The organism is Tabrizicola piscis, assembly GCF_003940805.1.
GTDB lineage: Bacteria > Pseudomonadota > Alphaproteobacteria > Rhodobacterales > Rhodobacteraceae > Tabrizicola > Tabrizicola piscis.
Map to the genome: position 1 here is coordinate 2,993,820 of NZ_CP034328.1, position 12,865 is coordinate 3,006,684.

The window sequence follows — 12,865 nt, forward strand, 5'->3', positions numbered from 1 at the left end:
CGCATCCCCATCTGCACCGGTGGGATGGCCGCACCGTCAAGAAGCGCTCCGCGCGGGAGTATTTGGAAAAGAGCAACGCAGCCATGCGCGCGCGCCGCCCGACGGGACTTTCGTCTGGGCATGGGATCCCACGCCGGGCGGGGCGACTTGCTCCTTGCGGTCATCGGGACTCCTCCCTGTACCGCCGGACAATCCTGCACCCGCCAAGGTTAACGGATGCCTAAGCAGTTGCTCTTTTCCAAATACTCCCGCCGGAGGCATCCGACAGCAGACCCCGGAGCCCGCGCTGCAGCACCGGGCCGGACAACGATGGCAACCACCGCGGAGCCAAGCGGGCTTTGCCCGCGCCGGCGACCTGAGCGACTTGCGGCGGAACGCCGCGCCACTTTGCGTCAGGCGGCTTCGGTCACGCCTTCGGGCAGCTTGGCGCCGGTCATGAAGGCTACCGCGTCCGACATCGAATAGTCCTGCGGCTTGATCACGCAGAGCCGCGACCCCAGCCGGTGGATGTGGATGCGGTCCGCCACTTCGAACACATGCGGCATGTTGTGGCTGATCAGGATGATCGGGATGCCGCGCGACCGCACGTCACGGATCAGTTCCAGCACCCGGCGGCTTTCCTTCACCCCCAGCGCTGCGGTCGGTTCGTCCAGGATCACCACTTTGGACCCGAAAGCCGCCGCGCGGGCCACCGCGACGCCTTGCCGTTGGCCGCCCGACAGCGTTTCCACCGCCTGGTTGATGTTCTGGATCGTCATCAGCCCAAGCTCGTTCAGCTTTTCGCGGGCGAAGGCCTCCATCCGCGCCCGGTCCAGCTTGCGGAACACCGACCCCATGATCCCGGGCCTGCGCAACTCGCGCCCCATGAACATGTTGTCGGCAATCGACAGGGCAGGCGACATGGCAAGCGTCTGGTAAACCGTCTCGATCCCGGCGGCCCGGGCCTCGATCGGGGTCTTGAAGGCGATCTCCCGGCCTTCCAGCCAGATATGCCCCTCATCCGGCTGCACCGCGCCAGAGATCGCCTTGATCAGCGTGGATTTGCCCGCGCCGTTGTCGCCGATCACGGCGAGGATCTCGCCGGGATAAAGCTCGAAGTCGCAGTTGTTCAGCGCGGTGACCTTGCCGTAGCGCTTGTAAAGGCCCTGAGCGCGAAGAATGGGGGCCTTGAGAATGGGTTCCATCAGCCTGACACCTTTCTGATCCACTGGTCCACGGCGACGGCGAAGATGATCAGCACGCCGATGAGAAAGAAGGTCCATTGCGGGTCGGTGCCGACAAGGCGCAGACCCATCTCGAAGACGCCGACGATCAGGGCGCCGAAGAACATGCCGACAATCGACCCCCGCCCGCCGAACAGCGAGATCCCCCCGATCACCACGGCGGTGATCGACTGGATGTTGCCAAGCTGGCCCGTGGAGGCGGTGGGCGACACGGACCCGAAGCGCCCGATCATCACCCAGCCTGCGATGGCGCAGAACAGGCCCGCCAGCGCATAGACCTGGATCAGCACCTTCTGGGTCGGCACCCCTGCCAGTTCGGCGGCCTGCGGGTCATCGCCCGTGGCATAGACATGTCGCCCCCATGCAGTATGGCGCAGCACATAGGCCATGATCGCCACCAGCGCGATCATCAGGAAAACGGCGTAAAGGACCTTGATCCCCCCAGGCTCGATCGCCTGACCCCAGAAGCGCAAGGCCGGGGCCTGTTCCGAGATATCGGCCGACCGGATCGTTTCATTCCGGGAATAGATGAAGTTGGCGGCCAGAAGGATCTGCCAGGTGCCCAGCGTCACGATGAAGGGGGGCAGCCTCAACTTGGCGATCAGCACCCCGTTGACCGCGCCCATCGCAGTCCCGAGGGCAAGGCCGATGGCGATGGCCAATTCGGCCGGCACGCCGTAGCGAAAGGTGATCTGGCCCATCAGGACCGAGGAAAAGACCGCAATCGCCCCGACCGACAGGTCAATGCCCGCCGTCAGGATGACGATGCTTTGCGCGCAGCCCAGAATGCCGACAATGGCGATCTGCTGCAGGATGGTGGAAAGCGTTCCGGCCTTGAAGAAATTCTCGGCGGCAAAGCCGAAGATCACCAGCGAGATCAAGAGCACGATCAGCGGCACGGCCGAGGGGGTCTGGTGCAGCCAGTGCTGCAGCCGTTTCAAGGCGCCGGTGTCTTCGTGGAATTCGGCCACCGTTTCGGTCGCGCCTTTCAGCCCGGCCTCATAGCTGCCTGAAACCGACTTTGCGTCGTTGGTCATGCATTTCCCTCCCCAAGGACGCGCCCGCTTTCGGGGCCCGTTATGCCAAGGGCGGCGCGATGGCCGCCCTTGGTCTGAGTGTGTGCCCAGTCAGGCCTGCAAATCAACTGCTGGCTGCATGGGGCCGGGGACTTAGCCCCAGCACAGTTCCATGCCTTTGGTGGTGTCGATGGATTCGACCCCTTCAACCGGCTTGTCGGTGATCAGCGCCACACCGGTATCGAAGAAGGCTTTGCCTTCGGTCGGGGCCGGTTTGGTGCCGTCAGCGGCGAACTTGGCGATGGCTTCGATCCCAAGCGAGGCCATCAGCAGCGGGTACTGCTGCGAGGTGGCGCCGATCACGCCGTCCTTGACGTCTGCCACACCCGGGCAACCGCCGTCGACCGAGACGATCAGCACGCCTTCCTTGCCCGCGGCCTTCAGCGCCTCAAACGCACCGGCGGCAGAGGGTTCGTTGATCGTGTAGACCACGTTGATGTCCGGGTCCTTGGCAAGGAGGGCTTCCATCGCCTTCAGGCCGCCCTCTTCGTTGCCGGCGGTGACTTCGTTGCCAACGATGCGCGGGTCGGTTTCGTCACCCCACTTGTTGATGTCGACCGTGTCGATGCCGAAGCCGGTCAGGAAGCCCTGATCGCGCAGAACGTCTACCGACGGCTGCGAGATGGCAAGGTCAAGCATCGCGATCTTGGCGTTGGCCGCTTCCGCGCCCATGCTCGCCGCCGCCCACTGGCCGATCAGCAGGCCAGCCTGGAAGTTGTCGGTCGCGAAGGTGGCATCCGCCGCGTCGATCGGGTCCAGCGGGGTGTCAAGCGCGATGACCAGAACGCCAGCCGCACGCGCGGCAGCAACGCTGTCGACGATGGCCTTGGTGTCGGACGCGGTGATCAGGATGCCCTTGGCGCCATCGGCGACACAGGCCTCAATCGCGGCGACCTGGCTTTCGTGGTCACCGTCGATCTTGCCGGCGTAGGACTTCAGGGTCACGCCCAGCTCGGCGGCCTTGGCCTCGGCGCCCTCTTTCATCTTCACGAAGAAGGGGTTGGTGTCGGTCTTGGTGATCAGGCAGGCGGCAACGCCGTGGCTTTCGGCCAGCGCCGGAGCGGCCGACAGCAAGGCGAGGGATGCCGCGCTGAGCAGGGCTTTGGTGGTGATCTTCATCTGGTTCCTCCCGAGGAACGGGGCGGCTTTGCCCCGGTAAGTTAGACGGCAAAATAGACGGCACGTTACACTGCGCGCAGTCTGGCAGTTTTGCTGCGCCGGGCGTCACAGAACCCGATTCCCTTTCCTGCGTCAAGATAATTAAATCACTCTGATTTATTATTGACATATCGCCCATTTCCTCAGCAAGCTGCCGCTGTCATTCGCAGTCCCGACGACGAAAGCCTTTGGAAAAGCCCTGGTGAAGAGTGTAGCGGACCCCACGCTGGAGACCCGGCCGATGCCCGATATGTTCGGGCCGCGGGGGTCGAATCAGTCCGGCATGCGGGCGCATAACGAACGTCTGGTCCTGTCGCTGGTGCGCCAGCACACAGCGCTGGCAAAGTCGGACATCGCCCGGATGACGGGGCTTTCGGCGCAGACCGTCAGCGTCATCATGCGCGCGCTGGAACAGGACGGGCTCTTGCTGCGGGGCGAGCCGATCCGGGGCCGAATCGGTCAGCCATCGGTGCCGATGTCGCTGGACGCGGGCGGCGCCTATTTCTTCGGGCTGAAGATCGGGCGGCGGTCGGCCGACCTGGCGCTGGTCGATTTTCTGGGCCGGGTCCGTGGCGCGCGCCGTCAGGTCTATCGCTATCCCACGCCCGATGCGGTGGCGGCCTTTGTGGCCGATGCGCTGCCCGCGCTGACGGCCACCCTGCCACGCGGCCAGCGCGACCGGGTCGTTGGCATGGGGGTCGCCATGCCGTTCCAGCTTTGGTCCTGGGTGCAGGACATCGGCGCACCGCAGTCCGAGATGGACGCCTGGCGCGACCGCGACATTCAGGCGGAACTTGCGGCGCTGGCGGGCCTGCCAGTCCATGTGCAGAACGACGCCACCGCCGCCTGCGGGGCCGAGCTGGTGTTCGGCACCGGTGAGAAACCGAAGGATTTCCTGTACTTCTATTTCGGCTACTTCATCGGGGGCGGGCTGGTCCTGAACGGCCAGCTGTTCACCGGCCGGTTCGGCAATGCCGCCGGTGTCGGCCCGATGCCAGTGCCGGGGCCTGACGGCCGAATGCGGCGGTTGATGTCGGTCGCGTCGCTGTCCGTGCTGGCCCATGCGATCGAGGCGACGGGGCAGTCGGCCGACCAGCTTTGGGAAAGCCCCGACCGGTGGGAGATCAGCGAACCGATCCTCGACAGCTGGATGACCTGGGCCGCCGATGGCTTGGCCAGCGCCATCCTCAGCGCGGCGACCCTGCTTGAGATGCAGGCGGTGCTGATTGACGGCTGGATGCCGGTTGAGATCCGGGCCGAAGTCGTGCGGCGGACCGAAGCCGCCTTCTACCGGCTGGACCTGTCCGGCGTCGATCCACCCGCGATCCGCGCGGGCACGGTCGGAGCCGAGGCGCGCGCGCTTGGGGCAGCGGCGATCCCCTTGTCACAGCGCTATCTGATCGACCAGAACGCAGCCGTGCGCGAAGGGTAGGCGCGCGCCTTTGGCCAGCGCTGGAGGGTTTCACACCCTCCAGACCTCCCTTGGGATGTTTTCGCAGACAGAATGTAAGCGGTGTTGGCTCAGGGGGTCAGCCCTGCGGCGTCATCGCCTTGCGCTGCCGGGCGCGTTCCAGCCCCAGCTTTCGCTCGCGCCAGATGATCAGGATACCCGCCGTGACGATCAGCACGGCACCGCCCAGCATGGTCCAGGTCGGAATCTCGGAAAAGATGAAATACCCGATCCCAAGGGCAAACAGCATTGAGGCATAGTCGAACGGTGCCACCAATGAGGCATCCGCCTCGCGGTAGCTGGAGGTCAGCAGGATCTGGCCAAGGCCACCGAGAAGGCCCGCGGTGACCAAAAGCGCGGTTTCCCCGGGCGTGGGCCAGACCCAGCCGAAGGGCAGGGTGACCAGCGACAGGACCGTCGCGGTCAGGGAAAAATAGAACACGATGGCGGCGGTCTTTTCGGTGTTCACCAGCTTGCGGACAAAGACCTGCGCCAGCGCCGCAAAGACCGCCCCGCCCAAAACCAGCATCGCCCCCAGCGCCTCGGCCGTGCTGGCCTGATCGGGGCTGACGCTAAGACGTGGGGCAAGGACGATCAGCACGCCGATCATGCCAAGGACGACGGCCGAGATGCGGAAGAGCCGGACCTCCTCGCCCAGAAACATCGCCGCGAAGATCACGGTCAGCAGCGGCGCGGCATAGCCGATGGCCGTAACCTCGGGCAAAGGCAGATAGCCCAGCCCGGCAAAGCCAAGACCCATGGCCAGCGTGCCGACAACACCGCGCCAGACATGGCCCAGCGGGGCGTTTGCCTTCAGGCCGGTGGCAAGCTCTTGCCGCCAGATCAGCCATGCCACGATCACCGGCATGGCAAAGAGTGACCGGAAGAACACCGCCTGCCCCGCCGGGACATGCTGCGCCGTGGCCTTGATCAGCGAGGCCATGACAATGAAGATCAGGACCGAGGCGAGTTTGAGGGCAATGCCGCGCAGGGGGCGCATGGGAAGATCCGGACAGGGTTACGACGTCTAGACGCCGGACAGGCTTTCAGGTTCCCTGATCGGAAAGGAGAATGCCATGCCGAAAGCACCGTTGAATGACAGAATTGATCAAGGGCGCGGTGTCGCGCCCGCCGACCTGGTGCTGAAGGGTGGGCGGGTCTTTGACCTGATCACAGGGGATCTGGTCGAAACCGACGTGGCCATCTGCGGTGATACGATTGTCGGGGTATTCGGCAGCTATACCGGCCGACGCGAGATCGATGTGTCAGGCCGCGTGCTGGTGCCCGGGTTCATCGACACGCACTTGCATGTGGAAAGCAGTCTGGTCACCCCGCATGAGTTCGACCGCTGCGTGACGCCTCGGGGCGTGACGACGGCGATCTGCGACCCGCATGAGATTGCCAATGTCTGCGGGGTGCCGGGGATCCGCTACTTTCTGGATGCCGCTGCCCAGCTGGTGATGGACCTGCGGGTGAACCTGTCGTCTTGCGTGCCCTCGACCCACATGGAAACGACCGGCGCGCGACTGGAGGCTGCGGACCTTGTGCCGCTGATGGATCATCCGGGCGTGATCGGGCTGGCCGAGTTCATGAACTATCCCGGTGTGCTGATGAAGGACCCCGGCTGTCTGGCGAAGCTGGAGGCGTTTCAGGGCCGCCATATCGACGGGCACGCGCCGTTGCTGCGGGGCAATGACCTGAACGGCTATATCAGTGCAGGGATCCGGACCGAGCACGAGGCGACTTCGTATGAGGAGGGGCTGGAAAAGCTCCGCAAGGGGATGCGCGTCCTGATCCGTGAGGGGTCGGTGTCGAAGGACCTGCACGCGCTTGCCGGGCTGCTGACGGAACGGTTCTCGCCTTACCTGGCGTTCTGCACGGATGACCGGAACCCGCTGGATATCGGGGAGCATGGCCATCTGGATTACATGATCCGCACGGCCATCGCCTTGGGGGCCCCGCCCTTGGCAGTCTACCGGGCGGCGTCTTTGAGTGCGGCAGAGGCGTTCGGGCTGAAGGACCGGGGGCTGATCGCGCCCGGCAAGCGGGCGGATATCGTGGTGATTGATCGGCTGGAGGGGTGCAACGCCTCGCTCGTACTGGCGCGGGGGGTGGTTGTGTCGGACGCGGCCTTTGCTGCGCGAGGGGTGACGGAGCCTGTGGCGCGGCAGTCGGTGAAGGCTCCGATCGTGACGGCGGGGTCGTTCCGGACGGGGGGCAACCGGGTGGAGACGCCGGTGATCGGCATCCTGCCGGGGAAGATCATCACGGAGCACCTGACGTTTGAAATCGCCCCGGTGGATGGGGACAAGCGGCCCGACGTGGCCCGCGACCTCGTGAAGATCGCGGTGGTGGAGCGGCACGGGGTGAACGGGAACATCGCGACGGGGTTCGTGAAGGGGTTCGGGCTGGCGCGCGGGGCGATTGCGTCGACCGTCTGCCACGACCACCACAACATCGCGGTGGTGGGGGTGGATGCGGGGGACATGGCGGTGGCGGTGGCCCGGCTGTCGGAGATCGAGGGTGGGTTCGTTGTCGTCGAGGGGGGGCGGGTGCTGGCGGAGCTGGCGCTGCCGGTGGCGGGGTTGATGAGCCTGCTGTCGTTTGAGGAGGTGCGGGAGAAGCTGGTCCTTTTGCGGTCCGCCGCGAAGGGGCTGGGGGTCGTGTTGGAGGAGCCGTTCCTGCAGCTGGCTTTCCTGTGCCTGCCGGTGATCCCGCATCTGAAGATCACCGATATGGGGATGGTGGATGTGGACCGGTTCGAGGTGATGCCCTGAGGGTGTCCCGGGCAGGGACATGGGTTCACTTGTGAGATTTCAAGGGGTTATGAGGGCCGGGTAAGGTTTGGTTAACTTTTGAGGGCGCCCCCCCACCCCAGCCCTCCCCCACGGAGGGGGGAGGGAGGCGCTGGTGGCTGGTATTCGGCCTGGGGGCCGCAAGGGGTTCGCCTTGGGCTGGCGGCCGGAGGGTTTCACACCCTCCGGACCTCCCGTGGGATATTTGGGGAGGGAAAGGGAAGGGTGCACTGAAAGTGGTTCGAGTGATCGCTAGATACGAATGGCCTTTGCGACCTTTCCATCTACGCTAACCCTGAATAGCTGCCCGTCGGCTTCGATCTCGAAAATGTGCCGCACGTAGCCCAGGTTTACGGTTGGCGCACTGTCCAGAATTTTGGAGCTGCGCTCATACTTTGTCAGGTCGTCTGGATCGCCGATATGTACAGGCCGATAACTGAGCAGGCGGATTGATTTGGGCAATCCACCCATTTCGGAAAAAACTACTTCGACTGCAACGACAGAAGCGCCATGACGAGCAAGCAGGACCGGCCTGCCAAAAAATGATTTGATCCTCTTGCCGATTTCGATCCAAGCGGCAAGGTTTTCATTGAGCGGCTTGCCGAGAAAGAAGGTGGCAATAACGACGCTCCAAAGCGGAACGGATACAGTAGCTATTGTCGTCAGGAACGCGGGAATATCGGCGCCGGGGCCAACGTTTTCGGCCACGAAAGGGACGCCAAATTCGTTTTCTAGGCCCTCTCGGTAGCGTGCGCTATGTTCTTCCCAAGTGTCTTCGTCTCCATCGTAAGTCTCATCAAGAATGAAGATCGAGATCTCCCCGCTTGCTTCGTTTGAACGCAAATAGAAGCCTTTCCTGAAAACGCTAGTGCTCGTTGATAGATTAAACATTACCACAAGTCAGAGCATGTGACGAGTGAACTGCGACAAGTCCCGACCTGGCGCGGTGCGCTGAAGCGCACCCTACGAAGCGCGCCAGAGGGTCGGAAAAGCGACTGTTCAGTGGACAGTCGCCCGACCCGATTGCCTGGAGGCGCAAGCCGGAGGGCAAGGGGGGTGCAGTTTTCCCGAACGGTGGAAAATCGGGGCGCGCCTGGCTGGGCGGGCGCGGTAACGCGCCTGCCAGGGGCAGGCAGGCGCGGCCCGATTTGTCGACGGACAAATCGGGCAAGACACGGATGGGTCAGCCTTTGGCCAAATCCTCAAACAACCGCGCCACGCCTTCCGCGCCCGGGTCGTTGTGGCCCTTGAGCTTGTCGGCGGCGAGGTAGGTTGCCCTTCCGGCTTTGGCGCGGGTCATCTCGGCGGTGGCGTTTGCACCTTCTCTCGCGGCTTTGGCGGCGGCGGACACTCCCTGCGGCAACGCCGCCAGCGCGGGGGCGAGGGCGTCGATCATGGTGCGGTGGCCGGGGGCGGCTCCGCCCACTTGCATCACTCGGTCCAGACCTGCGGTGAGCGCGCCGATCCAGGTTTTGCCAGAGGCGCTCGCGTCGCCGGCGGCGGCGAAGAAGATGGCGAGGAGGACGCCGGAGGAGCCGCCCATGGTTTGGCTCAGCTCCATCCCGATGGCGCGGTAAAGCTGGGTTGGGTCGGCGAGGGGGAGGCGGTCCAGCGCGCTTTGCAGGGCGCGGGCGGCACCGGCGAGGGTGCTGCCGGTGTCGCCGTCGCCGGACTTGGCGTCGAGGAGGTTCAGGTCAGCCTCGGCCGCGATGAGGGCCTTGCAGCACCGGTCGATCAGCGCGCGGCGGGCGGGGTGGGCGGAGGGGACGGGCTGGATGGGGGCGAGGCCATCGGGGAGGGGCTTGACGGCAACGCTGCCAAGGGGGGCGAGGCCGGGCCAGGCATGGGGGGCGACGGGGGCGGCGAGGCTGGTGACCTGCGCGTGGTCAACGGGGAGGAGCGAGACGGAAAAGCCGTGCATGTCGAGTGAGGTCATCATGGCGGCGGGGCCGATGATCCATTTGGTGCGCGCCCCGAGGGGGGAGCGGGCGAGTTCCTCGGTCAGAATTGACATTTCCAACGGCGTGGTGCCGCCGAGGTTGTTGAGAAGGGCAACGTGGTCTCCGCCGCCCATGTGGGGAAGGAGTTTGTCGGCGACCATCTGCATGGCAGAGCGGGCGCCGGTGAAATCCACCTGCTCGATCCCCGCCTCACCATGGATGCCGAGGCCGAGTTCGGCTTTGCCAGCGCTGATGCGGTCTTCCTTGGGGGAGCCGGGGACAGTGCAGGTGTCGAGCGACATGCCGATGGAGATCGCGCCCTTGATGGTGGCGGTCGCGGCGGCGGTGATCGTGTCAAGGTCGGCGCCGGATTCAGCCATGGCCCCGGCGATCTTGTGGACAAAGAGAGTGCCAGCGACGCCGCGGGCCTGCGGCAGGTCAGGCAGGGCGATGTCATCATCGACGATGACCATCGAGACCTTGAGGCCGAAGGCGCGGGCGCGCTCGGCGGCGAGGCCGAAGTTGAGGCGGTCGCCGGTGTAGTTCTTGACGATGAGGAGGCAGCCGGGTTTGCCGGTGACGGCGAGGATGCCCGCAAGGACGGCGTCGACGGAAGGGCTGGCGAAGACGTCGCCGCAGACGGCGGCGGTCAGCATCCCTTGGCCGACGAAACCGGCGTGGCTTGGTTCGTGACCGGAGCCGCCGCCAGAGACGAGGGCGACCTTGGAGCGGTCCCAGTCAGTGCGGGTGACGACCTTGATATGGGGGTAGCCGTCAAGGCGCGCCAGCTTGCCGCCGCTGGTTCGAAGGAGGCCGTCAATCGCCTCGGTCACCAGTTGGTCCTTGGAGTTCATGAACTGTTTCATGGGGTTGGTCCCTGGATGCGGTTGCCGCTGGCGTCAAACCAGAGCGGGTTGTGCGGGCGGATCTGAAGGGTGTCGCCGGGGCGGGCCTCGGTATGCGGATCGGTGAGGGTGATCATCTCATGCGGGCCGAGGGTGAGGTGCAGGCGGGTCTGGTCGCCAAGGTGTTCGACGCGGCGGATGGTGGCGTCGCGGCCTTCACCGACGTGGATATGTTCGGGGCGCAGGCCGATCTGGGTGGCACCGGGCGGCGCTGGGCCGAAGGCGTCGGCGGGCAGGAGGTTGATGCGCGGCTGGCCGAGGCGGGAGGCGACATAGGCGGAGACGGGGTTTTCGTAGATCTCCCTCGGCGAGCCGTATTGGACAAGGCGGCCGTGGTCGAGAACGCCGACATGGGTGGCCATGGTCATCGCCTCGATCTGGTCATGGGTGACGTAAAGGAAGGTTGCCCCAAGCTCGGCGTGGATGCGCTTGAGTTCGATCCGCAGGTCGGCGCGGAGTTTGGCATCGAGGCTGCTGAGGGGTTCGTCCATCAGGTAGATGCGGGGTTGCCGCACCAGCGCCCGGCCGATGGAGACGCGCTGCATCTCACCCCCTGACAGGGCGGTGGCCTTGTTGTCGAGCTTGTGGGGGATGTGCAGCACTGCGGCCACCTCGGCCACGCGCTTGGCAATCTCGGCTTCCGGGAGGGCGATCATGGGGGAGCGGAGCGGGAAGGCGAGGTTTTCGCGCACGGTGAGGTGGGGGTAAAGCGAGTATTGCTGGAAGACCATCGCCACGTCACGCTGGGCGGGGGTGTCTTGCAGGACGCTGTGGCCGCCGATGCGGATATCGCCTGCGTCGGGGCGGTCGAGGCCGGCGATCAGGCGCAACGTGGTGGTCTTGCCCGCCCCGGTGGGGCCAAGGAGGACGACGAAGGCACCGTCGGGGATGGTCAGCGACACATCGCTAAGGGCCTTGGCGGCGCCGAAGGATTTGCTCAGGCCGGAGAGGGTGACTTCAGCCATGATGAACCCCGGCATTGGCGGCAGTGCGGAAAGCGCGGCCGGTGGTGGCGTCAAACAAGGACAGCGTACGGGGGTTGAGGGTCAGGCCAACAGCCTCACCCAGCTTGACGGACTGCGTTGCCGGCGCGCGGGCCTTTACCACGCCGTTTGGGGTGGACAGGGTGACGATCTGGGTGGTGCCCAGATATTCCGTCGCCTCCACCCGCCCGCGATAGGGGCTGTTGTCGGTCAGCCCCACATGTTCGGGCCGCACGCCGAGGACGAGCTTGCCCGCGGCGGGTTCTTGCAGTTCGGGGAGGGACATTGGCACCTCGCCCAGTTGCACGCTGGTCGCCCCCGCCGCCGCCACACCTTCGAAGCGCAGGAAGTTCATCGACGGGCTGCCGATGAAATCTGCCACGAACAGGGTGGCGGGGTGGTCATAGATATCCTGCGGCGTGCCGAATTGCTCGACGACGCCGTGGTTCATCACCACGATCTTGTCGCCCATCTGCATCGCCTCAAGCTGGTCATGGGTGACATAGACGGTGGTCGCCTTCATCCGGTCGTGCAGCGCGCGGAGTTCTTCGGACATGTGTTCGCGAAACTCCGCGTCCAGCGCGCCAAGGGGTTCGTCCATCATGAAGGCCTTCGGGTTTCTGACGATCGCCCGGCCAAGCGCCACCCGCTGACGGTCGCCGCCAGAGAGGCCACCGACCGGTTTGTCGAGGATGTCGGCAATGCCAAGGATGCGCGCCACCTCGGCCACCTTGGCCTGCACCTGCGCCTTCGGCATGCCCTGGCTGACGAGGGGATAGCTGATGTTTTTCCGCACGTTCATATGCGGGTAAAGCGCGAACATCTGGAACACCATCGCAATGTCGCGCTGGCTGGCGGGTTTCTGGCTGACATCCTCACCGTCGATCAGGATCTCGCCCGAGGTGGGCAGTTCCAGCCCGGCGATCATGCGCAAGGTTGTGGTCTTGCCGCAGCCGGACGGGCCGAGCAGCATGAAGAATTCGCCGTCCCTGATGGTGAAGGACGACCCCCTCACCGCCGTGAACGCGCCGAATTCCTTGCGCAGGTTGCGGATGACGATTTCGGCCATGACTATTCCGGAAAGTGGCTGGTGACGATGAACATCAGGGTGCCGATCAGAGTGACAACAAAGGACCAGGTGAAGGCCCAGAGAAAGAAGGGCTGCATCAGCATCACGACGCCAAGCGCGATGAGGACGGTGGCGAGGTTCTCCCACGGGCCACGGCGAAAGCGGAGGAGGCCATTGAAGAAGCTGCTCATCTCTTGGCCCTTTCATTCTGGGAAAAATATCCCCGCCGGAGGCATCCGACCCTGGCTGCGGGAGCCTCCGGCGGG

11 protein-coding genes are annotated in these 12,865 nt (G+C 65.0%); 2 read left to right on the plus strand and 9 right to left on the minus strand.

What is annotated here, in order from left to right; translation table 11 throughout:
• Window positions 1-392: 392 nt before the first annotated feature.
• The 3 genes from EI545_RS14575 to EI545_RS14585 all read right to left on the minus strand — a co-directional run bounded on the left by EI545_RS14575 (window position 393) and on the right by EI545_RS14585 (window position 3,418).
• Window positions 393-1,184, minus strand: a complete 792-nt coding sequence (locus EI545_RS14575; protein ID WP_125326143.1) for an ATP-binding cassette domain-containing protein — start codon at window positions 1,182-1,184, stop codon at window positions 393-395.
• The gene (locus EI545_RS14580) at window positions 1,184-2,260 is read right to left on the minus strand and encodes an ABC transporter permease (RefSeq protein WP_125326144.1); all 1,077 of its coding nucleotides are present in this window, start codon (window positions 2,258-2,260) and stop codon (window positions 1,184-1,186) included. The genes EI545_RS14575 and EI545_RS14580 overlap by 1 nt, the downstream gene beginning before the upstream one ends.
• A gap of 132 nt (window positions 2,261-2,392) precedes the next feature.
• Complete coding sequence (locus EI545_RS14585) at window positions 2,393-3,418, minus strand: sugar ABC transporter substrate-binding protein (protein ID WP_125326145.1); 1,026 nt, start codon at window positions 3,416-3,418, stop codon at window positions 2,393-2,395.
• Window positions 3,419-3,698: 280 nt separating this feature from the next.
• On the opposite strand from EI545_RS14585, the gene EI545_RS14590 reads away from it, so the two are divergent.
• Window positions 3,699-4,889, plus strand: coding sequence for an ROK family transcriptional regulator (locus tag EI545_RS14590; protein WP_125326146.1), 1,191 nt, complete (start codon window positions 3,699-3,701; stop codon window positions 4,887-4,889).
• 97 nt (window positions 4,890-4,986) lie between these two features.
• On the opposite strand, the gene EI545_RS14595 is transcribed toward EI545_RS14590, so the two are convergent.
• Window positions 4,987-5,907 (minus strand): DMT family transporter, encoded by a 921-nt coding sequence (locus EI545_RS14595; RefSeq protein WP_125326147.1) that lies wholly within the window; start codon window positions 5,905-5,907, stop codon window positions 4,987-4,989.
• Window positions 5,908-5,983: 76 nt separating this feature from the next.
• Here EI545_RS14595 and ade point away from each other — a divergent pair, with 76 nt between their 5' ends.
• Window positions 5,984-7,684: an adenine deaminase gene (ade, locus tag EI545_RS14600; RefSeq protein ID WP_125326148.1), complete on the plus strand. Its 1,701-nt coding sequence runs from the start codon at window positions 5,984-5,986 to the stop codon at window positions 7,682-7,684.
• A 270-nt stretch (window positions 7,685-7,954) separates the two neighbouring features.
• Here ade and EI545_RS14605 read toward each other — a convergent pair whose 3' ends face one another.
• The 5 genes from EI545_RS14605 to EI545_RS14625 form a co-directional block, all read right to left on the minus strand.
• On the minus strand, window positions 7,955-8,593 hold the full coding sequence (locus EI545_RS14605; RefSeq protein WP_125326149.1) for a hypothetical protein: 639 nt from the start codon (window positions 8,591-8,593) through the stop codon (window positions 7,955-7,957).
• 292 nt (window positions 8,594-8,885) lie between these two features.
• Entirely contained in the window at window positions 8,886-10,508 is a 1,623-nt protein-coding gene (locus EI545_RS14610) for a dihydroxyacetone kinase subunit DhaK (RefSeq protein ID WP_125326150.1), read from the minus strand.
• On the minus strand, window positions 10,505-11,512 hold the full coding sequence (locus EI545_RS14615; protein ID WP_125326151.1) for an ABC transporter ATP-binding protein: 1,008 nt from the start codon (window positions 11,510-11,512) through the stop codon (window positions 10,505-10,507). The genes EI545_RS14610 and EI545_RS14615 overlap by 4 nt, the downstream gene beginning before the upstream one ends.
• The gene (locus tag EI545_RS14620; RefSeq protein ID WP_125326152.1) at window positions 11,505-12,599 is read right to left on the minus strand and encodes an ABC transporter ATP-binding protein; all 1,095 of its coding nucleotides are present in this window, start codon (window positions 12,597-12,599) and stop codon (window positions 11,505-11,507) included. The genes EI545_RS14615 and EI545_RS14620 overlap by 8 nt, the downstream gene beginning before the upstream one ends.
• A 2-nt stretch (window positions 12,600-12,601) precedes the next feature.
• Complete coding sequence (locus tag EI545_RS14625) at window positions 12,602-12,790, minus strand: hypothetical protein (RefSeq protein ID WP_125326153.1); 189 nt, start codon at window positions 12,788-12,790, stop codon at window positions 12,602-12,604.
• Window positions 12,791-12,865 lie beyond the last annotated feature (75 nt).